The sequence below is a fragment of the Salinifilum aidingensis genome, assembly GCF_054782015.1.
The window spans coordinates 61,271-86,108 of the sequence record NZ_BAAGTH010000018.1; the positions used below are offsets into that span (position 1 = coordinate 61,271).

A 24,838-nucleotide genomic window follows, 5' to 3' on the forward strand; every position below is an offset into this window, starting at 1 on the left:
TCACCGGGTAACGTGGCCGTGTGCGGGACGACGAGCACGCGGCCGAACGAACCGTGGAGCGGACGCTGAGCAAGCTGCGCGCGCTGGACGCGCCCGCCGAACCGGAGACGGACCGGCCGCTGACCCTCGAGGACCTGTACCACCAGCAGCGCATGCGCATGGTGCGGCTGGCCATCCTGCTGGTCGACGAACCCACCACGGCCGAGGACGTGGTGCAGGAGGCGTTCACCGGCCTGTACCGCAACTGGTCCGGTCTCCGCGATTCCAAGGCGGCCGTGGGGTACCTGCGCACCGCCGTGATCAACGCGAGCCGCTCGGTGCTGCGCAAGCGCAAGACCGCGCGCGAGTACCAGCCGCCGCACCAGACGCACGCGCGTTCGGCCGAGTCGCTGGCCATGCTCACCACCGAGCACCAGTCCGTGGTGACCGCGCTGGGCAAACTGGCGCGGCGGCAGCGCGAAGTGCTCGTCCTGCGCTACTACGACAACCTCTCCGAAGCGGAGATCGCGGAGGCCACCGGTCTGTCCCGCGGTGCGGTGAAGTCGACGGCGAGCCGCGCGCTGAGCGCGCTGCAGAAGGCGATGGAGAGCTGACCGGTCGCTGGTACCCGGCGGGCGCACCGGGGGTGCGGCGTGCCGGCCGCGTGGTGTAGACCAGTACTCGCGAGGGTTCCTCGCTGCGGTTCCACGCGCCCGACCCCGGAGGAGGCACAGCACGGTGCACTCGCGCGACCTGGTCCTCACCGGCGCCCGCGTCGTCACCCCGGACGGCGTGCGCCCGAACGCGTGGGTGCACGTGGCGGGTGAGGAGATCCGCGACGTCGGCACCGGAGCGCCGCCCGCCCCGGCCACGCGGGTGGAGCTCTCCGGCGGATGGCTCGTACCCGGTTTCGTCGACGCGCACTGCCACGGCGGCGGAGGGGGATCGTTCACCACCGCCGACGCCGGGCAGATCCGCACCGCCATCGACGCGCACCGGCGCCACGGGACGACCACGATGCTGGCCAGCCTCGTCTCCGCCCCGATGCCGCGGCTGCGCGAGCAGCTCGCCGCCCTGCGCGAGTTCGTCTCCGGCGGCGAGCTCGCCGGGGCGCACCTGGAGGGCCCGTTCCTCGCCGCGGCCCGGTGCGGCGCCCACGCACCGGCGGTGCTGACCGAACCGGAACCGGAATCCGTCGAGGAGCTCCTGGCGGCCGGCGGTGACGCCCTGCGCACGATCACCCTCGCGCCCGAGCTGCCCGGGGCCGTCGAGGCGATCCGCCGCATCACCGACCGCGGGGTGCGCGCCGCGGTCGGCCACACCGACGCGCGCGGTGAGCACGTCCTGCCCGCGGTGGAGGCCGGTGCCCGCATCGCGACGCACTTGTTCAACGCGATGCCGCCGCTGCACCACCGCGAGCCGGGACCGGTCGGCGAGCTGCTGGCCGACGAGCGGGTCGCCGTCGAGCTGATCTGCGATCTCGTGCACCTGCACCCGGCGGTCGCCCGGTTGGCGGCGAGCGCCGCGGGACCGGCGCGCACCCTGGCCGTCACCGACGCGATCAGCGCCGCCGAGGCCGGCGACGGCACGTTCGACCTGGGCGGGCTGGCGGTCACGGTCGACGGCGGGCAACCCCGGCTGGACGACGGCTCCCTGGCGGGCAGCACGCTCACCATGGACCGCGCGTTCCGCAACCTCGTGCAGCACTGCGGGCTGAGCGCGGCCGATGCCGCGGCGGCCACCGCGTCGAAGCCGGCGGAGGTGCTCGGTCTCGACGCGCGGATCGGGTCGATCGCCCCGGGCAAGCGGGCCGACCTCGTCGTGCTCACCGAGGAGCTGCTGCTGCGGCACGTGATGCGGGCGGGGACGTGGCTAGACTGAGACCGATGGAGCCGGGACCGAGGAGTTCGGAGCGCAACGGGCTGTCGGACGATCACATCGCCGCCGCGCTGCGCGGCTACGCCGGGGGGTCCGCGGGACCCGGCGGGGCGGCGGAGTCCGCCGGGGCGGCGCCCGCGCCCGGCCGCGGGCGGTCGCGGCCCCCGGCCGCGGGGCTGCTGCTGTACGCGCTGCTGCTGGGGCTGGCCGCCGGGGCCTGCTGCGCGGCGGTGACGCTGCTGTAGTCGGTCGCGTCCACTTCGGCCGAAGAGCCGAGGAGAACCTCCGCGATACCGGCCTTTCAGCCGAGGCAGTACCGCCCGCACGGCCGGGCTCCGCGCTCCGCCCACGCGGATGATGGGGATCGTGCCCGTTCCGCAGCCACACCGGCGTCCCGAGTCCTCGCAGCACCCCGACCCCCGCTGGTCTTCCGCCGCGTCACCCCGCCGCTGTTCCGGCGGGGTGACGCAGCCGCTCACGACCGCCGGGACCGGTGACCGCTCCGCCGCGGCCGCGGAGCGGCTGACCGAGCTGGACGTCCTGCGCGCGGTCGCCCTCGCCGGGATCCTGTTCGTCAACATCCCCCCGGTCATGCGGATGACCGGGGTGGTGGACGGCGAAGTGCTGCCGGCGCGGCACGTGCTGGACCTGCTCGTGCAGCAGCGGTTCTTCCCGATCTTCTCGCTGCTGTTCGGGGTGGGCTTCGGCATCTTCCTGAGCCGCTCCGCGGCGCGGGCGGCGCGTCCGCGGGTGCTGCTGCTGCGGCGCCTGCTCGTCCTCGGCGCCCTGCACCAGCTCCTGCAGCCGGGTGAGGCGCTGCTGCCGTACGCGATCGTCGGCCTGGTGGTGCTGCTTCCGCTGAGCTTCGCGCCGCGGTGGGTGAACCTGCTGGGCGGGGCGGTGCTGCTCGGCCTCGCGGTCGTCTTCGGCGGCGGGATCGCGCTGATCCCGGGACTGCTCCTCATCGGTGCCGCGCTCGGTGGCGGAGCCATCGCGCGGGTGCTGCGCTGCGATGTCCGGTATCTGGGCGCGGTGGCCGCGGCAGCGGCCGCGCTGGCGGTCGGCACGAACCTCTGGCAGGAGCAGGCCCCGCTGTCGGCCGGTTTCACCACCTCCTCGGGGGTGGCGGGCTGTGCACGGCGGCGGTCTACGTCACCGGGACGCTGCTGGTGCTGCGCACGCCCGCAGGGGGAGCTGTCACCCGCGCGTGCGCGCCCGTGGGGCGGATGGCGTTGACCAACTACGTCACGGCGACGCTGCTGTTCGTCCCGCTCGGCCACCTGTTGGGGCTGCACGGCGCTGAGCGGTGGGGGCTCATGGCGGCGCTGGCCGCGGGGATCTTCTGCGTCCAGTTCGGGTGGAGCCACCTGTGGCTGCGCCACTTCCGCTACGGCCCGCTGGAGTGGGTGTGGCGGTGCCTCACCTGGTGGCAGGTCGTTCCGCTGCGGACCGGCAGGTGTGCGGAGGTGTCCTCGACGACTGCTCCGGGAGGTCGCGAACGGGCGACAGCCGGGGCGTGATCTCGTCCTGCGAGAGGACCTCCGCGACCGGTGCGGATCCGCACGCCGCACGGCGGGGAGCTCGTCGACCAGGGCGAAGATCCGCACCGGCCACACGTGCCAGGAGAGGGAGACGAACACCGCGATGGTGGCCAGGATGACTGCCGATTTCAGCACGACGAGGGTGCACCACACGCGGTCCGCCACGGCACGGTCCTGGGCAGGCTTGCCGCCTCCGTTTCACCCGGTCGTACCGGTCAGCTGCCGGCCGCGTCTGGTCCCTCGGCGGTTCCGGGCCTGCGCGGTGCCGCGCCGCGCGCGGTGTCCGGTGCGCGTCAGCGCGTTCGGCCGGGGGCGTCAGGCTCGGGAGGGCCACCAGTTCCCCCTCCCGAGCAGCCGCACCATGGCCGGGATCAACAGCGTGCGCACCACGAAGGTGTCCAGCAGCAGTCCGGTTCCGATGGTGAAACCGATCTGCGCGAGGATGTCCACGCTGCCGAAGATCATCGCGAACATGCTCGCGGCGAAGATCACTCCGGCAGTGGTGATCACGCTTCCGGTGGCGACCATGGCGCGCGCCGTCCCGTTCTCCGGGTCGTGCGCGTTCTCCTCGCGGATGCGGGAGATGAGCAGCAGGTTGTAGTCGGCACCGACCGCCACCAGGATCACGAACGTCACCGGGGCGACGCTCCAGCTCAGGTCGGTGCCGATCCAGTGCTGCCACACCAGCACGGAAATCCCCGTGGCCGCGGCGTAGGTGAGCACGATCGACAACATCAGGTAGATCGGGGCGAGAACGCTGCGCAGCAGCAGCACGAGGATCACCAGCACGGTGACCAGCGCGAAGGCGGCGAACAGGGCGAAGTCGTGGTCAACGGCGCGGTGCAGGTCCCGGTTGTTGGAGCCGATGCCCGTTTGCGAGATCCGCGCACCGTCCAGGGAGGTCCCGCGCAGGGCCTGCTCGGCGCTGTCGTTGATCTCGCCGCTGGTGCGCATCGCCGCCCGGCCCATCGGGTTCTCGTCGTAGAGCACCATCAGGCGCGCGGTCCTGCCGTCCTCGGACAGGAACATCTCGTCGGCCGTGGCCATCTCGGAGCCGCGCGCGGTCCGCTCCGGCAGGTAGAAGCCGTTCAACGCCGGATCCGCGGGGTGCGCGCCCATCTTCTTCAGGTGCTCGGCCGCGTCGCCCAGTCCCCGCGCGAGCTCCTCGATGGAGCCGGCGGGACGCGGGGCGTTGCCCGACCGCCCGGTTTCCCCGGACTGCCCGGTGTTCCCCGGTTGCGGGGCCCCCGGCGACTGCTCCGAGCCGATGACGGCGGCGGCGCCGCCCGCCAGCCGGTCAGCCCCCCGGGCGAGCTCGTCGGCTCCGGTCTCGGCCTGGCCGAGCTGCTGCTGGAACTGCTGCTGGCCCGCGGCGAGCCGGTGCATCCCCTCGCTGGCGGCGACGAGTCCCGCGTGCAGTTGCCGTGCCCCCTGCTGCAGGTTCTCCCCTCCGCCGGCGAGGCGCTGCGCCGCGTCGCGGGCGCGGGCGATCCCGGGCAGGAGTTCGTCGCGCTGCGCGGTGAGCACCTCCCGAACACCGTCCCGGGCCTCGGAGCAGGCGGGGTCGACGTCGCAGAGCGGGTCCTGCTCGAGCGCGGCGACCGACTGCTCGAGCCCGCCGACGGCGACCTTCACCTGGTCGTGCGTCATGTCCAGGGTGGTGGCCAGCAGCCGTGCACCCCGGGCCAGCTGGGCAGCGCCGTCGGCGTTGCGCTGCGCCCCGCTCGTACCGTCGTCGATGCCGCCGGAGACGTCCTCGAGCCCCGCCAGCAGCTCGTCGGACTGCTGCCGGGCCCGGTCGATGCCGTCGGCGAGCTCGGCGGCACCACCGGCGAGGTTGTCAGCGCTGCCGGCGAGGCCGTCGACTCCGCTGGTCAGCCGGTCGACGTTCGCCCCGGCCCGTTCGAGCCGGTCGCCGATGCGTCCGGTCTGCTCGCCGGTGGAGGCCGCGGCGATCGGTGTGCCGGACGGACGGGTGACACCGCGGACCGAGGCGACACCGCCCGTCTTGGCCACGTTGGCCGCGGCGGTTTCCAGCGCTGCCAGGTCCTGCGCGTTGCGCAGGTCGTGGTCGGAGTGGATCAGCACGTACTCCGGGAAGAGCTCCTCGTCCGGGAAGTGGCCGGACAGGGCGTCGAATCCCCGGTTGCTGTCGGTCGAGGCCGGCTGCACGGCGCGGGTGTCGAATCCTTCGCGCAGGTCGGCGTAGAACGGTGCGAGCACCCCGAGCAGGGCCAGCCCGGCGAGCAGGACGACGGCGGGGCGCCGCATCACGTGCCGCGCCGTCCCGCGCCACCACCGGCTGTCGGTGCGGTCGCGGGCGCGTTCGAAGCCGCGCGCGGCGACGAAGCCGAGCAGCGCCGGCGTCAGGGTCAGCGCAGCGATCAGCGTGACCGCGAGCGAGACGGCCAGGGCGGGGCCGGTGGTGCGGAAGAAGCTGACGTCGGCCAGCGCCATCCCGGAACAGGCGACGATCACGGTGAAGGCCGAGGCGGTGATCACGTGCCCGATGCGACTCACCGCCCCGGTGACGGCCTCGACGGGACACGCTCCGTCCCGTTTCAGTTCGAGGTACCGGTTGATCACGAACACGTTGTAGTCGGTGCCCGCCCCGAGCACCACCGCGGTCAGGAAGGCCGTGGTGAACGTGGACACGGGGAACAGGTGCAGCCCGCACAGCGCGGTCACCGCCCGCGCGGTGGCCAACGAGATGCCCACCATGGACAGCGCGATGCCGGTGACGACCACTGAGCGGTAGATCAGCAGCAGGATGGTCGTGATCAGCACGACTGCCACACCGGTGATCGCGACCATGCTGCTGTTCATCTCGGCCTGCATGTCGGCCGCGGAGGCGGCGGGGCCGGTCACGTGGACGCGCAGGTCGTCCGGGCGTCCCTGCTCGGCGCGCTGGCGGATGTGCTCGATCTGCTCGGTGGCCCGCGGCGACCCGTTGGCTCCCCGCAACCCCACCGGCACGTACGTGGCCTTGCCGTCCTCGCTGGACAGCGCCGAGGACAACCGGGGCTGGGAGGCCTGGTCCTGCACGGAGACCACAGCGGGGTCGCGGCGCAGGTCCTGCACGAGGTCGGCGCAGTACTGCCGGTCGGCGCGGGTGATGCCACCTTCGTCGACGAACGCGAGGAACACGGTGGTGTTCGCGCCACCGCCGCCGAACTGCTCGTCCATCTGCGGCAGCGCGCGCACCGACGGCGAGTCCGCCGGAATCATCGGGCTCGAGTCCCGCGCCGTGACCTGCTCGATCTGCGGCACGGCCGCGTTGAGCGCGCCGGCCGCGAGCAGCCACAGCAGCACCACGATCCCGCGCCTGCGGACCGTCGCCCGGCCGATCAAACCGAAGAACCCTCGCCCGTCGTTCGTCGTCATCGCGCCGATACCACCGTCGTGATCCCCGTTCCTCGTCGCGGTCGAGTGGCCGGCTTCGCCGCCGGAGCGGCTCGGCGGCCGTGCCGCGTCCACCACCGCACAACCAGAACACTGTTATACAACGCAGTTATAAGGAGCTGTCAAGCGGACCCACCAACGCGCCAGCCGCATTCCCGCTCGGCGGATTCCGCCAGCGGCGGCGGCACGGCGAACAGCGATCGGCCCGCGGAGCTCAACGCCACCACCCGCTCGGCGACGACGCGTCCGCACTTCGCCGGAAGCCGCCGCAGCCCCTCCGCGGTCGAGCAGCAGCCGCGAGGTCGTTCCGACGTCGCGGGACAGCGCGCACGCCGCCGGAAGCCCCGCGATGCCACCTCCGCTCACAGCCACTCGCGCGCCCGAATCGCCCCTCCCGCCCCGATCGGTGCGATGCGTCATCGCCCGCACAGGGAGCTCCGACGGCGCGCGGGCACATCCGGTCGCACATTTCCGCGCGGACGCCTCGACTCCACCGGAGGCGCGCGGGCCTCCCTTGCCAAGCATGTAAAACGTCGTTATATTCATTGCGTCTCGGGGCTCTCGCCCGCATCAGCGCGTCCGGCCCAGCAACGAGGAGGTCGCCGTGACCATCGCCGGCAGAATCAGGGCCTTCAAGGGGAGGACCAGTCCCACGGCGGAACTGTGCGCCGTGGTCCGCGCGGCAGAGACCCGGCGTCCGCGCGGCAGCAGACTGCTCAACGATCCGCACGCCCGATACTTCCTGCACAACTGGCGCTTCCGGTTCGCGCACGCGTTCGGCGCGCTCGGCTTCGGCGTCAGTCGCGCCGACAAGCGCTACACCGGGCTGCTGGCCGAGATCGTGCTGCGGCACCGGCACTGCGACGAGGCCATCGCCGCCGAGCTCGCCGGCGGATGCCGCCAGGTCGTCGTCCTCGGAGCGGGCTACGACACGACGGCGCTGCGCAACGACTTCGCCTCCGGCACGGTGGTCTACGAGGTCGACAAGCCGGACACGCAGGCGGAGAAGATCGGGATCCTGCGCCGGAACGGCCTGCGGTCGAAGCAGTCGGTGCGCTACGTCAGCTGCGACTTCGACGCGGGCGACGACCTCGCCGAACGCCTGCTCAGTTCGGGATTCGACCCGGACGGTCCGTGCGTGGTGCTGTGGATGGGCGTCACCTACTACCTCTCCCGCGAGGGAGTTCTGTCCACACTGGCCAAACTGGGCCGCGTCTCCGCTCCCGGGAGCACCCTCGTGCTCGACTACATCGACCGCTCCGTCGTCGACGGATCACACGCGCACGACGGTGCGCAGCGGGGCAAGGAACTCGTCGCCAGCGGCGGCGAACCGTTCACCTTCGGCCTCGACCGAGCCGACGTCGATCCCTTCTTCACCACCGAAGGCTTCGCTGTGGACCAGCACCACAGCGTTCCCGGATTGCTGGAGATCTACGGCGATACCAACGATTTCTGGCTCACGACGGCGGATTTCATGGGTGTGCTCACGCTTCGGCGCACGGGCGGCGCGGGATGATCCCCTCGTGGTCACCGCCGTCCGCTTCCGCGGCGGAGGTCTCCGGCACGTCCGCGACCGGCTGCAGCCCGCCGACGGCGGGGCCACGGGCCGTGGACGACACCGGAAAAGGCGGGATCAGGCGCGCGGGCGATGCGCAGCGGCCGAGGCGGCGATCCGCTCCGGGTCGTCCCCCAGCCCGCGGAGCAGGTTCTCCCCCATCGCCAGCAGCACCTGGTTCGCCGCATCGCCGAACTGGTGGAAGTGCCCGGACAGTTCGAGCGTCACGTAGCCGTGCAGGATGCTCCACAACTGCGCGGCGACGCGATCCGGGTCCGCGGGGCGGATCCGCCCCGCGTCCACGGCGCGCTCGGCCGCCCCGACGAGGTGGAGGTAGGCCCGCGGCACGTCCTGCCGTTCCGCGGTGGAGCCGCCCTCCTCGGCAGGACCGCCCTCGCCAGGAGCGCTCGGCCCCTCACCGGGTGGGCTCGGCGCGGGCCGGTAGCCGCCGGGAGCGGCGAGGCCGAACATCAGGTCGTACAGGTGCGGGTTGGCGTGCGCGAAGCCCCGGTAGGCGAACGCGAGGCTGGTGATGTCCGCGATCGGGTCGTCGGTGACCGCGACGTCCGCCAGCCGGGCGGACAGCTCGCGAAAACCCTCGTCGGCCACGGCGCGCAGCAGCTGCGGCATGCCGCCGAAGTAGTGGTACACGGCCATCGTGGACGCGCCGATCTCGCGCGCCAAGCGCCGCGCCTGCACCGCCGACGGCCCCTCCGCGGCGAGCAGGTCGACGGCCGCCTCGACCAGACTGCGGCGCACCCTGTCGGCCTTCGACTCCGTCATCACCCTGCCCACCACGCGACTCGCCGCCTTGCGTTAAAACTTTGTTATACCAGAAGGAGGGGGTCCCCGTCCACCGGCGCCCGCGGACGGCAGCGCCGGGCGCTCACCACGCCGTGTCCGGGTCGGCGTGCTGGGACACCCAGGTGTGCATGACGACTCCCGCGGCCACGCCCGCGTTGATCGACCGCGTCGAGCCGAACTGCGCGATCGACACGACCAGGTCGGCCGCCTCCCGCGCGTCCGAACGCAGCCCCGGGCCTTCCTGGCCGAACAGCAGCACGCACTCCCGCGGCAGCGCGGTGCGCTCGATCGGCTGCGCCCCGGCCGAGTTGTCCACGGCCACGACGGCCAAACCGCGCTCCTCGGCGAACCGCCGCAGCTCGGCCACGTCCGGGTGGTGGTGCACGTGCTGGTACCTGTCGGTGACCATCGCCCCGCGCCGGTTCCACCGGCGGCGCCCGACGATGTGCACCGCCTCGGCCAGGAACGCGTTCGCCGTGCGCACCACCGTGCCGATGTTGTGGTCGTGCTGGAAGTTCTCGATGGCCACGTGGAACGGGTGCCGCCGCCGGTCGAGGTCGGCGACGATCGCTTCCCGCCGCCAGTACCGGTACGCGTCGACCACGTTGCGGCGGTCGCCGTGCTCCAGCAGCTCCGGGTCGTAGCGCTCGTCCTCCGGCCACCGCCCCTGCCACGGCCCCACGCCGACCGCCGTGCCCCACTCGGTGGGACCGACCTCACCGGCGCCCAGCGCGTCCTCGCTCATGCCAGTCCGAGATCGGCGAGCCCGAGCAGGGAGCGGTAGGGCAACCCGGCGTCCTCGATGACCTCGCGCGCGCCCGTGTCGCGGTCCACCACGGTGGCCACACCGGCGATGTGCGCACCGGCCTCGCGCAGCGCTCCCACCGCGGTGAGCACGCTCCCGCCGGTGGTGGAGGTGTCCTCGACGGCGAGCACGTGCGCCCCGGTGACGTCCGGCCCCTCGATGCGCCGCTGCAGGCCGTGGGTCTTGGCGTCCTTGCGGACCACGAACGCGTCCAGCGGCTCCCCGTCGGCGTGCATCATCGCCGAGGCCACCGGGTCCGCCCCGAGCGTGAGCCCGCCGACCCGGGTGAACGACCAGTCGGCGGTGAGCTGCCGCAGCAGACCGCCGATCAGGTGGGAGGCGCGGTGGTGCAGCGTCGCCCGCCGCAGGTCCACGTAGTAGTCCGCCTCCTTGCCGGAGGACAGGGTGACCCGGCCGTGCACGACGGCCAGTTCGGTTACCAGGCGCGCGAGCTCGGCTCGCTGCTGCTCATCGACTGCGACCACGAGTTTCCAGGGTAACGCCGGGCAGCAGCGCCCTCGTGCCCGCTCCCCGGACGCTCACGTGCGGTCCGGCGCCGCCCGCTCCACGATCCGCCGCTGCAGCGGGAACGGCACGAGCCTGCCCGCTCCCACGAGCGCCTTGTACTGCCAGCCGGGCACGGAGACGGCCCTGCCGCGGCGCAGGTCCGCCAGGGACTCGTGCACCACCCGGTCGGCCGACAGCCACATCGGCCTCGGCAGGCCCTTCATGTCCAGCCCGGCGCGCTGGTGGAACTCGGTGCGCGTGAACCCGGGGCACACGGCCGCGACCCGCACGCCCGAACGGGCCAGGGACATGGCCAGCCCCTTGGAGAACATCAGCACGTACGCCTTCGTGGCCGCGTAGGTGGAGCCGGAGGCGGGGAAGAACGCGGCGACGCTGGACACGTTGAGCACGTCGCCGCGGCCGCGCTCCCGCATCCCGGGCACGGCGGCGCGGGTCAGGCGCAGCACGGCGGTGACGTTGACGTCGACCTGCGTGCTCAGCTCGGTCGGATCGAGGTCCCAGAAGGCCCCGGAGGTTCCGAATCCGGCGTTGTTCACCAGCAGGTCCACGGGGCGCGCCCGGTCGTCCAGCCGCTTCTCCACCGCGGCGAGGTGCTCCTCCTCGGCGAGGTCGGCGGGCAGCACCTCGACGGCGACGCGGTGCCGCTCCCGCAGCGAGGTGGCGAACTGCTCCAGCCGTTCGGCGTCGCGGGCGACGAGGACCACGTCGTGGCCTTCGGCGGCCAGCCGGCGGGCGTAGGCCCGGCCGATGCCAGCGGTGGCTCCGGTGACGAGTGCGGTCGGCATGCCCACAACCTACCGAACGCCGGCCGCCGCACCGACGCCTCGTGCGAGCGCCGGGGCGGTGGTGCGGACGCGCCGCCGACCCGCGGAGCCCCTCAATTGCCGGCCCCCTCGCCCGGGACGGACTCGACCGGCTCCTCGCCGTCGGTGTCGAACGGGTCCACCAGGTCCGCGACGTCACCGAGGGACTGCAGCAGCTGCTCCAGCCGCTCCGGCACGGCCTCGTCGATGTCCAGCGCCGCCACGACCCAGTCGTTCTCCAGCCACACCACGGTGACGTCCTCGCCGGCGCCGTCCACGGCGCCGGTCAGCTCGGAGGTGAGCAGCGGGCGCGCGGTGGCCACGTCGGTGACGAACGCGTAGCGCTGCCCCACCGGCCCCAGCAGGTCCAGTCCGGACTCCTGCGGCACCGGGACGTCCGGTAGCCACAGCTCCAGCACGGCCGAGACGGGGCGCCGGCACCGCAGCGCGACGAGGGTGGCGACACCGCGGCCGCCCTCCTCCAGGTCGAGGACGTAGACCTGGCGCCGGCCGTCCGAGGTGAACGTGGTGCCGGCGACGATGTCGGTGGCGTACGGCGAGGAGTGCTGCGCGAGCATGCCGCGCTCCCAGCGGGTCGGCAGCACCTGGTCCGCTTCCGCGAACTGCCAGCCGCGCAACGTCGCCCACCGGCGGCGTTCCCTGTTGTTCGCGCCGCGCCGCTTGCGGTCGACGAGCAGCAACGTGCCGCCTGCCGCGACGGCGACGGCGGCGATGACGAACCACAGCCAAGCTGGTATGCCCACACGCGCAGGGTAGCCGGGGCCGCACCGGAGCTGTCGATCACCTGGGCGTTGCGCGCGATCGCCCCCGGGCTGCGCGCCCGGGGCGTGTCGGGCGCGGCCGGCCCGCTGGCCCGCTGTCCCTCCTCCGGCGGACAGGCACCCGCCCGGGCCGGAGCCCGGGTCTCGCACCCGGGGTGGGCATGTCGCGGGAAATGCCCGCCCCGTCCGACGCGCCCGGGCGGATGCGGCACCGGGCGAGCGGGCACCGCAGGACGAGGACCGCTGCCGCGCGGGGTACCAGCGGTGATGGTGTCGCGGATGACCTGGCCGAGACCGGGGCACCAGCGGCGGGGAGGGCTCAGGCCGCCTGCTGCTCGGACGCGCGCTGGACGGTCAGACCGACGCCCTCGTCATCGGTGTCCACACGGACGGTGTCGCCTTCGCGGATCTCGCCGGAGAGCAGCTTCTTCGCCAGGGAGTCCCCGATCGCCGACTGCACCAGGCGCCGCAGCGGCCGCGCGCCGTAGACCGGGTCGAAGCCGTTGAGCGCCAACCAGTCGCGCGCCACCGGCTGCACGTCCAGGGTCAGCCGCCGCTTCGCCAGCCGGTCGCCGAGCATGCGCACCTGGACGTCCACGATGGAGGTGAGCTCCTCGGTGGACAGCGAGTGGAACACGACGACCTCGTCGAGCCGGTTGAGGAACTCGGGCTTGAAGTGCTGGGACACGATCGACCGCACCGCCGCGTCCCGCTCCTGCTCGCTCAGGTTCGGGTCGGCGATGGACTGCGAGCCGAGGTTCGACGTGAGCACGAGGATCGTGTTGCGGAAGTCCACCGTGCGCCCCTGCCCGTCGGTGAGCCGGCCGTCGTCGAGCACCTGCAGCAGCGCGTCGAACACGTCGGCGTGCGCCTTCTCCACCTCGTCGAGCAGCACCACCGAGTAGGGCCGCCGCCGCACCGTCTCGGTGAGCTGGCCGCCCTGCTCGTGACCGACGTATCCCGGAGGTGCGCCGACGAGCCGCGCGACCGAGTGCTTCTCGGAGTACTCGCTCATGTCGATGCGCACCATGGCGCGCTCGTCGTCGAACAGGAACTGCGCCAGCGCCTTGGCCAGCTCGGTCTTGCCGACGCCGGTCGGGCCGAGGAACAGGAACGACCCCGTGGGGCGGTCCGGATCGGACACTCCGGCGCGGGAGCGCCGCACCGCGTCGGAGACGGCGCGCACGGCCTCGGCCTGCCCGACGACGCGTGCGCCGAGCGCGTCCTCCATGCGCAGCAGCTTCGCCGTCTCCCCCTCGAGCAGGCGGCCCGCGGGGATGCCGGTCCACGAGGCGACCACATCGGCGACGTCGTCCGGCGTGACCTCCTCCTGCAGCATCGCGCGGCGCTCGTTCTGCTGCGCCGTGGCCGTTTCGAGTTCCTTCTCCAGGCCGGGGATGCGCCCGTAGCGCAACTCCGCGGCCTTGGCCAGGTCGCCGTCGCGCTCGGCGCGCTCGGACTCGCCGCGCAGCTGCTCCAGCCGCGTCTTCAGGTCGCGCACGGTGTCGATGGACTCCTTCTCGCCCTGCCACCGCGCGGTCAGCGCGGAGAGCTCCTCCCGCTTGTCGGCCAGCTCGGCGCGCAGCGCGTCGAGGCGCTCCCGCGAAGCCGCGTCCTCCTCCTCGGCCAGCGCCATCTCCTCGATCTCGAGGCGGCGCACGGAGCGCTCCACCTCGTCGATCTCCACCGGGCGCGAGTCGATCTCCATGCGCAGCCGGGAGGCCGCTTCGTCGACGAGGTCGATGGCCTTGTCCGGCAGGAACCGCGCGGTGATGTAGCGGTCGGACAGCTCGGCGGCGGAGACCAGGGCGCTGTCGGTGATCCGCACGCCGTGGTGCACCTCGTAGCGCTCCTTGAGGCCGCGCAGGATGGCCACGGCGTCCTCGGGCCCGGGTTCGCCGACGAGCACCTGCTGGAAGCGGCGTTCCAGCGCCGGGTCGGTCTCGACGCGCTCGCGGTACTCGTCGAGCGTGGTCGCGCCGACCATCCGCAGCTCGCCGCGCGCCAGCATCGGTTTGATCATGTTGCCGGCGTCCATCGCGCCCTCGCCGCCCGCGCCGGCGCCGACGATGGTGTGCAGCTCGTCGATGAAGGTGATGACCTCGCCGGCCGATTCGGCGATCTCCTTGAGCACGGCCTTGAGGCGTTCCTCGAACTCCCCGCGGTACTTGGCCCCGGCGACCATCGCGGCCACGTCCAGCGCGACGACCCGCTTGCCGCGCAGCGATTCTGGCACGTCGCCGGCGACGATGCGCTGCGCCAGCCCGTCGACGATGGCGGTCTTGCCCACCCCGGGTTCGCCGATGAGCACCGGGTTGTTCTTGGTGCGCCGGGACAGCACCTGGACCACGCGGCGGATTTCGGAGTCGCGGCCGATGACCGGGTCGAGCTCGCCGTTGCGCGCGCGTTCGGTCACGTCCTGGCCGTACTTGCCGAGGGCCTGGTAGGTGCCCTCCGGGTCGGGGCTGGTGACGCGGGCGGAGCCGCGGACCTCGCCGAAGGCGTCGCGCAGCGCCTCCGGGGTGGCTCCGTGCCGCTTCAGCAGGTCGGCGATGCGTCCGCCGTCGGCGGCGAGCCCGACGAGCAGGTGCTCGGTGGAGACGTACTCGTCACCGAGCTCGGTGGCCAGCCGCTGGGCGTGCGTGAGCGACCTGACCGCGTCGCGGGACAGCTGCGGTGCGGAGACGGTGGACCCGCTCGCCGCGGGCAGCGATCCGGTGATCTGGTCGAGTTCCTGCCGGACGGTGGCCGGGTCGGCGCCGACGGCGGAGAGCAGCGGCGCGGTCAGCCCGTCGGTCTGCGCCAGCAGCGCACCCAGGAGGTGCGCGGGATCCACGTCCGGGTTGCCGGCCATCGTGGCCGCCTGCCCCGCCGAGGAGATCGCCTGCTGGGTCTTCGTGGTCGGGTTGAACGCGTCCATTCCACCACCTCATCACGTCCTCGCGCCGGCCCCCGCGCGGAGCGGCGCTGCGCGCGGGGCCGCCACCCCGGCGGCGCGAGGAGGGTTGAGCCTGTTCCGCTCAACCCAGATTAGCACCGCGCGCAGCGTTCCGGTCACGCACCGTGGAAGCGCGGATAACAGCGGGAAACGAACAGCGCTCATTTGCTCTCGATGCGGTTTCGCCGGTTGCCGTCGTCACACCCGAATGGTGCACTCCCTCAACATGACGGAAGTGTCCGCCGCGCAGACCCTCGCGGAAACCCCGCAGAGCAGCGCCGCGCGCGACCTCGCGCTCGCGGCAGAACCGACCGGGGTTCTCGGCCACATCGAGAACCTCATCAACAACGCGTTCAACCCCATCTCCGATGCCTTCTACAACTTCGTGATGGGTGAGGTCACGGTCTTCGGGATCTCCTTCCCGTGGATCGTGGCGTGGTTGATCCTCGGTGCGACCGTGTTCACGATCAGCTTCGGGTTCATCCAGTTCCGCGCGTTCAAGTTCGCCATCGACCTCGTGCGCGGCAAGTACACCAGCAAGGAAGAGCCCGGCGAGATCCACCACTTCCAGGCGCTGGCCTCCGCCCTGTCCGGAACCGTGGGCCTGGGCAACATCGCCGGTGTCGGTGTGGCGGTCACCATCGGCGGGGCCGGGGCCACCTTCTGGATGATCCTGGCCGGCCTGCTCGCCATGGCCACCAAGTTCGTCGAGTGCACCGTCGGTGTGCGGTACCGCGAAACCGCCCCCGACGGAAGCATCTCCGGCGGGCCGATGCACTACCTGAAGCTCGGGATCGCCGAGCGCATCCCGAACAGCTTCGGCAGGGGCCTCGGCCGCGTGCTGTCCGTGCTCTCCGCGATCATGATCCTGTTCTTCGCGCTGGCCGGCGGCAACATGTTCCAGGCCAACCAGACCTTCGCGCAGATCCAGAACGTCACCGGCGGCGAGGACGGCGTCCTCGGCTCGGACGGCGCCGCCGTCGGCTTCGGCATCGTCCTGGCCATCATCATCGGCGTCGTCATCATCGGCGGCATCAAGTCCGTCGGCGCGGTGACCAGCCGGCTCGTGCCCGCGATGGCGCTGATCTACATCCTCGCCTGCCTGACCGTCATCGTCATCAACTTCAACCTCGTTCCCGGGGCCGTCGCGGAAATCGTCACCGGCGCGTTCAACCCGCAGGCCGGCTTCGGCGGGGCGATCGGCGTGCTCATCGTCGGGTTCCAGCGCAGCGCCTTCTCCAACGAGGCGGGACTGGGCTCGGCACCGATCGCGCACTCGGCGGTGCGCACGAAGTACCCCGCCACCGAGGGCCTGGTGGCGCTGCTCGAGCCGTTCATCGACACGGTCGTCGTGTGCACCATGACCGCGCTGACCATCGTCATCGCGCAGACCCAGTTCTGGAAGGACGCGCAGGCCACCGCCATCGCCACCGGCGAGGACCCGGACGGCGTCATCGTGACCTCGCACTCGTTCGCCACGGTGCTGCCCTGGTTCCCCGTCGTGCTCGCCGTCGCCGTGGCGCTGTTCGCCATCTCCACGATGATCACGTGGGGCTACTACGGGCAGCGGGCGTGGATGTACCTGTTCGGCCGCGGCGCGGCCAGCAAGCAGGTGTTCAACGCCATCTACTGCGTGTTCGTGGTGATCGGCTCGGCGATGACGCTGACCGCCGTGCTGGACTTCGCCGACGCCGTGCTGTTCGCGCTGGCGCTGTTCAACATCCTCGGCCTGTACATCATGATCCCGGTGGTCAAGGAGGAGCTGAACAAGTACCGCGAGAAGGTGCGCAGCGGAGAGGTCAGCCGCGTCGACACCAAGAGCTGAGCGGGCGCTCGCGCCGGGCGGCAGCTCCTCCGCGCCCGGACGAGCACGAGCGGGGCGGTGGTTCGCGCGAACCGCCGCCCCGCTCGTTTCCTCCATCCCCCGATGGCCGAGCGCACCCCCCGAACCGGTGCACTCGACCACGTCGCGCGGCCCGCGGGCGGCCGCCGCGACGGTTCCCGGCGACCGGATCAGTCCCCGGTCGCGCGGAACCCCCTGCGAGCGCCGGCGCTGCTCACTCGGCGAGGACCGCCTGGATGTCGATCTCCACCTTCAGCGTCGTCCCGATCGCGGCGATGCCGGTGCGCAGCGCCTGGTTGTAGTTCAGGTCGAACTCGTCGCGGCGCAACGTGGTCGTGGCCGTGGCCGAGGCGCGCGTACCGCCCCACGGGTCCGGCCCCACGCCGCCGAACCGGGTGTCCAGGGACACCCGCCGGGTCTGGCCGCACAGCGTCAGGTCCCCCTCCAGGTCCCAGCGGCCCTCGCCGCGCGGGTGCAGGCCGACCGAGCGGAACGTGATCCGCGGGTAGCGCTCGACGTCCAGGAAGTCGGGCGCGCGCAGGTGGTCGTCCCGCATCCGGTTGGCCGTGTCCACGCTGGAGGCGTCGATGACGGCCTCCACCTCGGACTGCTCGATCTGCTCGGCGATCCGGACCTGGCCGCTGAAGTCGGTGAACCGGCCGTGCACGCTGCTGATCCCCAGGTGCCGCGCGGTGGCCTGCACCGAGGAGTGCACCGGATCGATCCGCCACAGCCCGGCGGTGGGCAGCTCCAGCCCGCCCGCGCGGCGCAGCTCGATCTGCCCCAGCGCCGCGGAACTGCCCTCCTGCACGAGCGTGGTGCGGGCGACGGGCTCGTAGCCCACGGCGGTCACGATCGCCGTGTAGGCGCCGGGGCGCAGCCCGGGGGCGACCACGGAACCCTCCGCGTCGCCCTGGACCCGCGCCGTCTGCGCGCCGCCGCCGTCGATCACGGTCAGTACCGCTTCGGGTACCGGCCAACCATCCGCCGCGCACACGGTCGCGCTCACCGCTCCGCCCGCGTCGGTGCGGTGCGCACCGGGTTCCGCGGCCCGGTGTTGGCCGTTGTCCATGACGAACTCCCTTTCTCGAAACCGGGTGGGACTGAGGTGGCCGCGCGGATCGATGGTCGCGTGCTCGGCCGCAGCGGTCCGTCAGGCAAGCGGCGCAGCCGCTTCCTCCCCACGCGCGCAGACCGACCCGACGGGGGGTTCTCCGGCGTCGCCTCGCGAGGACGGCCCCGAAGATGCCGCTCCCGTCCGGGGAGGGTGGTCGGGGGCAGCTGGGAGCAGGTGACTCCCCGATGCCGGGGAGCCACCAGCGAGGCCCCGCCGGAGGTTCCTCCCAGCTGCCCCCACCCCCCGCCCTCAACAGCCAATCCGCGGACTCCCTTACTGACCCTCGGGGTAGCCGAGGTCCACGTCGTGATCCACCTGCTCCCCGTGCAGTTGCAGCGAGCTGGCCGCGGGCGGGAACCCGGTGGTGATCACCGTGTACTCGCCTTCCGACAGGTCGGTGAAGCTGTAGCGGCCCTCCGCGTCCGTGGTCGCCGCGGCGACGACGGCGCCGGTGCCGTCGAGCAGCGTCACCCGCGCGTCGGGGACGGCCACCCCCAGCGCGGCCGACCGCACCACGCCGGACATCTGCGAGCCCGACTGCAGCGCCACGTCGCGCTCGGCGCGCTCCCCGTCGGCGAGCTCCACCTGCGCCGCCACCGGCCGGCACCCGGGCGCGGTCGCGGTCAGCGCGTAGGTGCCGCCGACGAGTTCGCCGATCGCGTAGCGCCCGTCCGGTCCGGTGGCGCCGCTGGCCACGACCTCGCCGCGCACGTCGGTGAGCACCACCATCGCGCCGGCGACACCGCGGTATCCGTTGTGGACGGTTCCGGCGAGCTCGGCGGCCCCGCTGAGCTGCACGTCGTGTCGCACCGGCCGGTCGCTGACCACGACCATCGAGGCGCTGGGCTGGTAGTTGCCACCGGAGGCGATGAGCACGTAGGTCCCGCCGTGGGTGACCTGCAGCCGGAACTGCCCGTGGTCGTCGCTGCGGCCCCGCTCGGCCTGCCGCCCGTTGGCGTCGGTGAGCGTGAGCACCACTCCGGCCACCGCACCGCCGGCCGCGTCGCGCACGGTGCCGTGCACGAAGAGCCCGCCGGCGTCCTCGTGCGCACCGCCCGCGGCGGCGAGGCCCGCCCCGGACCCGTTGGTGCCCGCCGCGGTGTGCACCGGGTCGACGTAGCGGCGGGGCCCGAGCCCGTCGGATCCGGTGGTCCCCTCCACCGCGGACATCACCGCGGTGGGCCGCTCAGCGGCCGGTGCGGACGCGGCGTGCCCCGACCCGCGGGCGGTCGCGTCCGCGTGCGCTCCTGCTGTTTCCTGCGCCGCCACGGGCGTCGCCTCCCCTTCGTCCTCGGTGTGGATCTCGTCCTCGGTGTGGATCGTCGTGCGCAGCGGCACTTCCTTGATGAACAGCACCGCGATGAACGTGACCAGCGCGATGCACGCGGAGATGAAGAACAGGTCACCGATCGCGTCGCCGTAGGACGCCTGCACGACCGTCCTGACGGGCTCGGGCAGCGAGCCCACGTCCAGCGTGCTGCTGCCGCCGCCTCCACCGGAGGCCGCTCCCGCCGGAACGCCCAGCGCGGCCATCCGGTCCTGGATGTAGCCGGCGAGCCGGCTGGCCAGCACCGCGCCGAGCACGGAGACACCGGCCGAACCGCCCAGCGTGCGGAAGAACGTGACCACGGAGGTCACCGAGCCCATGTCGCGGCTGGACGTGGCGTTCTGCACCGCCAGCACCAGGTTCTGCATGAGCATGCCGACGCCGATGCCCATCAGCGCGAGGTAGCAGCCCACCAGCACCAGGTCCGTCTCGTGGTCCATGGTGCTGAGCAGGTACATGGCGACGATCATCACCGCGGCCCCGCTGACGAGGAACGGTTTGATCTTGCCGGTGACGCGGGCGATGATCTGCCCGGACGCCGTGGTGGACAAGAACATCCCGAACACCATCGGCAGGGTCATCAACCCGGCGCCGGTCGGGCTGAACCCGCGGGAGAGCTGGAAGTACTGGCTCAGGAAGACGGTGCCGCCGAATATGGCCGTGCCGACGGCGACCATGCCGACGGTGGCCGCGGAGACGGTGCGGTTGCGGAACATCCCCAGCGGCACGATCGGCTCGCGCACCCGGGTCTCGATGACCAGGGCGATCGCGATCGCGACGAGACCGCCCGCGACGAGCCAGGCCGTCTCCGGCGACCACCACGCGAACTGGTCCCCCGCCAGCGACACCCAGATCAGCAGCGCGCTCACACCGCCGACCAGGAACAGGGCGCCGAACCAGTCGACCTTCACGTCGCGCTTGATCACCGGCAGCTTGAGCACCTTGCCCAGCACGACGAACGCGATCACCGCGATGGGGACGGTGACCCAGAAGCACCAGCGCCAGCCGAGCGGCGAGTCCACGATGACGCCGCCGAGCAACGGCCCCGTCACGGTCGCCAGGGCGAAGGTGGCGCCGATGTAGCCGGTGTAGCGGCCGCGTTCGGACGGCGGGACCATCGCCGCGAGCACGACCTGGGCGAGCGCCTGCAGGCCGCCCATGCCGATGCCCTGCACCGCGCGGAAGCCGATGAGCATGCCCATGCTCTGCGAGAAGCCGCCGAGCACCGAGCCGAGCGTGAAGATCACGATGGCCAGCTGGTACAGCAGCTTCTTGCTCACCAGGTCGGAGAGCTTGCCCCACAGCGGCGTGGTGGCGGTGGAGGTCAGCAGCATCGCGCTGACCACCCAGGCGTACTGCCCCTGGCTGCCGTCGAGGTCGGCGGTGATCCGCGGCAGCGCGTTCGACACGATCGTGCTGCTCAGCATCGCCACCAGCAGGGCCAGCAGCAGGCCGACGAGCCCTTGCATGACCTGCCGGTGCGTCATCGGCCGGTCGGCCTCGCCGCCGCCTGCACCGGTCGCGCCCCCGACGTCCGCCTCCGCGGCCGCGCCCGGCGGGCTCTCCTCCCGGAGCGTCGTGCTCGTCATCGCGTCCCTTTCCTTGGTCATGTGCGCGGCGCTGCCCCGGAGCGCCGCGTGGTCCGATCGGTGGCGGCCGCCTACCGCGCGTTCGCGGTGCGCGCCGAACCGCTGCTCCCGGTGTCCGCTGCGGTGGTCGAGCCGGGTTCCGCCGCGGTGGCCGCGTCGATCTCCGAGCCGGGTTCCGCCGCGGTGGCCGCGTCGGCCTCCGAGCCGGATTCCGCCGTGACGTCCGCGTCGGCCTCCGAGCCGGATTCCGCCGTGACGTCCGCGTCGGCCTCCGCACCGAGTTCCGTCGCGGTGTCCGTGCCGTCCGCCTCGGGGGCCGCAGCCTCGGCAGCCTCCGCGCCGGCAGCGGTGTCCGGGTCCGCCGCATCGGCGGTGCCCGCCCGGTAGAGGGCGGAGCGGCGCTCGGGCAGCTCCTCGGCCTCGGGGAAGGAGTGGCGGCGCAGATCGCGCATCGCCGCGTCCATCAGTCCGGCGAGCTCCTCCACGGACTCATCGTCCCAGTGCACGAGGGCGTCCCTGATCCACTGCGCCTTGCTGCGCTCCAGATCGCGCACCACGCCCTCCCCCTCGGCGGTGGCGCGCAGCAGCGAGACGCGCCGGTCGTCCGGGTCCGGACGCCGGGTCAGCAGCCCGGCCTGCTCGAGTTGCGCGACCTGCCTGCTGATGACGGAGGCATCGACGATGCGGTGGTGCGCGAGATCGGAGGCGCGGCACTCGCCCCGGGCGACGAGCTCGGTGAGCAGGCCGCTCGCGGCATAGGGAATGCGGTCGGTGAACTGGTTCTGCATGGCGAACTGCTTCGTCGCCAGCAGCATCCGCAGGGAGTCCAGCAGCTCGCCGCAGGTTTCGATCTTCGGTCCCATGCCATCATTCCTTTAGTTGCTGTAGTCAACTATAAGGAAAACTGGTTGCATCAAGCAACTGACTTGAGCGTGACGCGCAACACCCGACCCCCGCTCGGCAGCCCCGCCCACCGGGTCGCCGCACGAGCACCGCGCACTCTGGACTCGTTCCAGAGAGCGCAATTTTCATGAAAATTGGAACCCATCCCCACACGGGTGGAGCACAAGTTGTCCACAGGGGCCCGGGTTGTCCCCAGGGCCCCGGCATGTCGGCGGGGTCACGATGGGGTGAGAGGGGCCGTCTGCGCGGCCGGAGCGGGGCTGGCCGCGGCCGGTGAGGGTGCGCGGCGGGGTGCTGGGGCTCAGGTGGCGCTGTTGAGCCACCCGAGCAGCCGTGCGAACTCCTGCAGGTCGTGCGTGGACCAGCTGGCGAACACCGCGCGCAGCCGCTCGCTGCCCTGCTCCTGCACCCGGGTCAGACGCTGCCGCCCCTGCGCGGAGAGCTGGATCAACCGGGCGCGGCCGTCGTCGGGATCGGGAACGCGCTCCAGCAGGTCGAGATCCACCAGCGCGGCGATCTGCCGGCTCACCGTCGACTTGTCCAGCCCGGCGCGCCCGGCCACGTCCATGCCGCGCAGACGTCCCGCGTCGGCGACCATCAGCAGCAGCACGTAGGACTCGGCATCCAGCCGCGGGTGCACCTGCGCGGCCACGCTCGCCGCCATCGACCGCGCGCGGCGGAACAGCAGCGCGAGCTCGCGCTCCACCGCCTCGGCGGCCTCGGTGCGCTCCTCCGCCGGCTCCGCGTCCGGGCCCGCTCCTGAGCCCGAACCCGCGTCCGGCTCCGACCCCACGTCCGAGCCCGAACCCGCGTCCGGCCCCGGGGCCGCACCCGGGCCCGAGGAGCCGTGGTGCTCCGACGCCGCGGCGACCGGTCCGGTCTCGTCCTGCTCGATCACGCTCACCTCACCTGCCGCGCGCCGGCAGTCGACCGGCGACTCCTCACGGGCCGCGCACCGCTCGCACCTGAGCGGCGGTGCGGCGCCCTCCGCGAACACCAACGTAATCGCCGTCCCGGCTCACCCGAACGGCGGCACCCGTTCCCCGGCCGATCCGCGCGACCACGGCGCGCCCGATGGTCAACGCGCTGCGTGAGCAGCGCACGTGGGGACGGTCACTGCTGCCCGCCATCCCCGGTGAACCCGGCCGACAGCTCACCCGAAGGTGGCACCATGGCACACAGGTCCGGGTTCACCGGCTAAAGTCCCCCGCTGTCGGGGATCACGTTGCCCGCAGCGGTGTGCCCAGTTCACGCGTGCAGACCGCCAACCTGGAGACGATCGCGCCTCAACCATGTCAGCGAACGCCGTACTGAACCCCGATCCCTCGCCGGACCCCGAACCGTCCTCGGGCGCGGAGCGCATGGTCCGCCTCATCCGGGAGAGCTGGGCCGCCGTCGAACCGCGGTCCGACGAAGTCGCCCGGTTCTTCTACGGCATGCTGTTCAGCCTCTCCCCCGGCACGCGGGAGCTGTTCCCCGTCAACATGGAGGTCCAGCGCAGCCGACTGCTGCGCGCCCTGGTGCACGTCATCCAGATGGTCGACAAGCCGGACGAGCTGCTGCCGTTCCTGCACCAGCTCGGCCGCGACCACCGCAAGTTCGGCGTGGTCACCTCCCACTACGAGGCGCTCGGCACCGCCCTGCTCGCCGCGGTCAAGCGCTACGCCGGCGACGCCTGGGACGACCAGGTCGAGCGGGCCTGGGCCGAGGCGTACACGGTCATGGCCACGGCGATGTCCGAAGCCGCGGCGGCCGACACCGGCCCCGCCTGGTACGACGGCGAGGTCATCCACCACGAACGCCTCACGCACGACCTGGCGATCCTGCGCGTGCGCCCCGACTACCCCGTGCCCTACCTGCCGGGGCAGTACGTCAGCGTCGAAGCCCCGCAGCGGCCGCGGCTGTGGCGCTACCTCACGCCCGCGAACGCGCCGCAGGACGACGGCTCGATGGAGTTCCACGTGCGCGCCGTGGACGGCGGCTGGACCTCGCGCGCGCTGGTGTGGCACGCGAACCCGGGCGACCGGTGGCGCATCGGTTCGCCGATGGGGCAGCTGTCCGTCGACCGCGGGACCGACGAGAAGGTCCTGATGATCGCCGGCGGCACCGGCCTGGCGCCGATGCGCGCGATCATCGACGAGCTGGCCCAGTACGGCACGAACCCGCGCGTGCACCTGTTCTACGGCGGGCGCACCCGCGAGGACCTCTACGACCTGGACAACCTCTGGAAGACCGCGGCGAGCAACCCGTGGCTGACGATCACCCCGGTCGTGGAGGACGGTTCGGCGCTGCCCGGCGCCGAGCACGGCACGCTCGCCGACGTGGTCGGCCAGCACGGCGACTGGGGCGGTTGGAAAGTCCTCACCAGCGGTTCACCGGCGATGATCCGCGCGACCATCTCGCGCCTGCTCGTCGCGGGCACGCCGCTGGAGAACATCCACTACGACCCGTTCACCATGGACTGAGGGCCCCGCGCTCGCCTTTCGCGGCCGACCAGCGGAGGTTCGGCGGCAGGCGGAGCCCGGGTCAGCCGCCGGTGCGGTCGCCCTTGCGGCGGTCGCGCTTCGGCCGGTCCCCGCCGTCGCCCTGCGCGCGCTCGCGCTGGGGCTTCCACACCACCAGCGCGGTCTCCTGCCGCACCGGCACGAGGTCCCGGCGGTAGGAGGCGTGCACCTGGGCCGCCGCCTGCTCGGCGGCGGCGTAGGCGGCGGCGACCTCCTCGGTCAGCTCGCGGACCTGCTCGCGCAGCGCATCGGCCTCGTTCTCCAGCTCGATGATGCGCTTGATGCCCGCGAGGTTGACGCCCTCCTCCTGGGAGAGGCGCTGCACCTCGCGCAGCAGCGCGATGTCGCGCGGCGAGTACCGGCGCCCGCCGGCGGGGGTCCGGCCGGGGGAAACCAGGCCGAGCCGGTCGTAGCTGCGCAGGGTCTGCGCGTGCATCCCGCACAGCTCGGCTGCCACCGAGATCACGAACATCGGCGTGTCCTCGGTGGCTCCCGCGGGAAAGCCCGCCGGCATGCCTGGTTCGCTTCCCCCGACCATGG

The 24,838-nt window shown here is 72.6% G+C and carries 20 protein-coding genes; 8 read left to right on the forward strand and 12 right to left on the reverse strand.

Going from position 1 to position 24,838, the window contains the following annotated elements:
- Positions 1-20 precede the first annotated feature (20 nt).
- From ACYVJE_RS20730 to ACYVJE_RS20750, 5 genes are all read left to right on the forward strand, one after another.
- Entirely contained in the window at positions 21-593 is a 573-nt protein-coding gene (locus ACYVJE_RS20730; RefSeq protein ID WP_461145767.1) for a SigE family RNA polymerase sigma factor, read from the forward strand.
- A gap of 124 nt (positions 594-717) precedes the next feature.
- Entirely contained in the window at positions 718-1,860 is a 1,143-nt protein-coding gene (gene nagA, locus ACYVJE_RS20735; protein ID WP_461145768.1) for an N-acetylglucosamine-6-phosphate deacetylase, read from the forward strand.
- A gap of 5 nt (positions 1,861-1,865) precedes the next feature.
- The gene (locus ACYVJE_RS20740; protein WP_459157652.1) at positions 1,866-2,102 is read left to right on the forward strand and encodes a hypothetical protein; all 237 of its coding nucleotides are present in this window, start codon (positions 1,866-1,868) and stop codon (positions 2,100-2,102) included.
- Between the two features lie 217 nt (positions 2,103-2,319).
- A complete protein-coding gene (locus ACYVJE_RS20745) occupies positions 2,320-3,093 on the forward strand; it encodes a hypothetical protein (RefSeq protein ID WP_461145769.1) in 774 nt (257 codons plus the stop codon).
- The gene (locus tag ACYVJE_RS20750) at positions 3,027-3,377 is read left to right on the forward strand and encodes a DUF418 domain-containing protein (protein WP_461145770.1); all 351 of its coding nucleotides are present in this window, start codon (positions 3,027-3,029) and stop codon (positions 3,375-3,377) included. The genes ACYVJE_RS20745 and ACYVJE_RS20750 overlap by 67 nt, the downstream gene beginning before the upstream one ends.
- Positions 3,378-3,713: 336 nt before the next feature.
- On the opposite strand, the gene ACYVJE_RS20755 is transcribed toward ACYVJE_RS20750, so the two are convergent.
- Positions 3,714-6,782, reverse strand: coding sequence for an MMPL family transporter (locus ACYVJE_RS20755; RefSeq protein WP_461145771.1), 3,069 nt, complete (start codon positions 6,780-6,782; stop codon positions 3,714-3,716).
- A gap of 622 nt (positions 6,783-7,404) precedes the next feature.
- Here ACYVJE_RS20755 and ACYVJE_RS20760 point away from each other — a divergent pair.
- A complete protein-coding gene (locus ACYVJE_RS20760; protein WP_461145772.1) occupies positions 7,405-8,316 on the forward strand; it encodes a class I SAM-dependent methyltransferase in 912 nt (303 codons plus the stop codon).
- 117 nt (positions 8,317-8,433) lie between these two features.
- On the opposite strand, the gene ACYVJE_RS20765 is transcribed toward ACYVJE_RS20760, so the two are convergent.
- The 6 genes from ACYVJE_RS20765 to clpB all read right to left on the reverse strand — a co-directional run bounded on the left by ACYVJE_RS20765 (position 8,434) and on the right by clpB (position 14,997).
- Positions 8,434-9,138 carry a TetR/AcrR family transcriptional regulator gene (locus tag ACYVJE_RS20765; RefSeq protein WP_461145773.1) on the reverse strand — a complete coding sequence of 235 codons (705 nt, stop codon included), beginning with the start codon at positions 9,136-9,138 and terminating at the stop codon, positions 8,434-8,436.
- A 103-nt stretch (positions 9,139-9,241) separates the two neighbouring features.
- A complete protein-coding gene (locus tag ACYVJE_RS20770; RefSeq protein ID WP_461145774.1) occupies positions 9,242-9,904 on the reverse strand; it encodes a TrmH family RNA methyltransferase in 663 nt (220 codons plus the stop codon).
- A complete protein-coding gene (gene pyrE / locus ACYVJE_RS20775; RefSeq protein WP_459157659.1) occupies positions 9,901-10,449 on the reverse strand; it encodes an orotate phosphoribosyltransferase in 549 nt (182 codons plus the stop codon). Before pyrE ends, ACYVJE_RS20770 begins: the two co-directional genes overlap by 4 nt.
- A gap of 54 nt (positions 10,450-10,503) precedes the next feature.
- Positions 10,504-11,277, reverse strand: coding sequence for an SDR family NAD(P)-dependent oxidoreductase (locus tag ACYVJE_RS20780; RefSeq protein ID WP_461145775.1), 774 nt, complete (start codon positions 11,275-11,277; stop codon positions 10,504-10,506).
- 92 nt (positions 11,278-11,369) lie between these two features.
- Complete coding sequence (locus ACYVJE_RS20785) at positions 11,370-12,059, reverse strand: type III secretion system chaperone family protein (protein ID WP_459157661.1); 690 nt, start codon at positions 12,057-12,059, stop codon at positions 11,370-11,372.
- Between the two features lie 337 nt (positions 12,060-12,396).
- Positions 12,397-14,997 carry an ATP-dependent chaperone ClpB gene (clpB, locus tag ACYVJE_RS20790; RefSeq protein WP_461145776.1) on the reverse strand — a complete coding sequence of 867 codons (2,601 nt, stop codon included), beginning with the start codon at positions 14,995-14,997 and terminating at the stop codon, positions 12,397-12,399.
- Between the two features lie 244 nt (positions 14,998-15,241).
- Between clpB and ACYVJE_RS20795 the strand changes: the two genes are divergently transcribed.
- Positions 15,242-16,840 (forward strand): alanine/glycine:cation symporter family protein, encoded by a 1,599-nt coding sequence (locus tag ACYVJE_RS20795; protein WP_461145777.1) that lies wholly within the window; start codon positions 15,242-15,244, stop codon positions 16,838-16,840.
- Between the two features lie 232 nt (positions 16,841-17,072).
- Here the strand turns inward: ACYVJE_RS20795 and ACYVJE_RS20800 are convergent, their stop codons facing one another.
- From ACYVJE_RS20800 to ACYVJE_RS20815, 4 genes are all read right to left on the reverse strand, one after another.
- Positions 17,073-17,930, reverse strand: a complete 858-nt coding sequence (locus ACYVJE_RS20800; protein WP_459157664.1) for a YceI family protein — start codon at positions 17,928-17,930, stop codon at positions 17,073-17,075.
- 318 nt (positions 17,931-18,248) lie between these two features.
- A complete protein-coding gene (locus ACYVJE_RS20805) occupies positions 18,249-20,891 on the reverse strand; it encodes an MFS transporter (RefSeq protein WP_461145778.1) in 2,643 nt (880 codons plus the stop codon).
- Between the two features lie 71 nt (positions 20,892-20,962).
- The gene (locus ACYVJE_RS20810) at positions 20,963-21,754 is read right to left on the reverse strand and encodes a MarR family winged helix-turn-helix transcriptional regulator (protein ID WP_461145779.1); all 792 of its coding nucleotides are present in this window, start codon (positions 21,752-21,754) and stop codon (positions 20,963-20,965) included.
- A gap of 341 nt (positions 21,755-22,095) precedes the next feature.
- A complete protein-coding gene (locus ACYVJE_RS20815) occupies positions 22,096-22,692 on the reverse strand; it encodes a MarR family winged helix-turn-helix transcriptional regulator (RefSeq protein WP_461145780.1) in 597 nt (198 codons plus the stop codon).
- Between the two features lie 463 nt (positions 22,693-23,155).
- Here ACYVJE_RS20815 and ACYVJE_RS20820 point away from each other — a divergent pair, with 463 nt between their 5' ends.
- On the forward strand, positions 23,156-24,259 hold the full coding sequence (locus ACYVJE_RS20820) for an FAD-binding oxidoreductase (protein WP_461145797.1): 1,104 nt from the start codon (positions 23,156-23,158) through the stop codon (positions 24,257-24,259).
- A gap of 61 nt (positions 24,260-24,320) precedes the next feature.
- Here the strand turns inward: ACYVJE_RS20820 and ACYVJE_RS20825 are convergent, their stop codons facing one another.
- Positions 24,321-24,836 (reverse strand): heat shock protein transcriptional repressor HspR, encoded by a 516-nt coding sequence (locus ACYVJE_RS20825; protein WP_461145781.1) that lies wholly within the window; start codon positions 24,834-24,836, stop codon positions 24,321-24,323.
- Positions 24,837-24,838 lie beyond the last annotated feature (2 nt).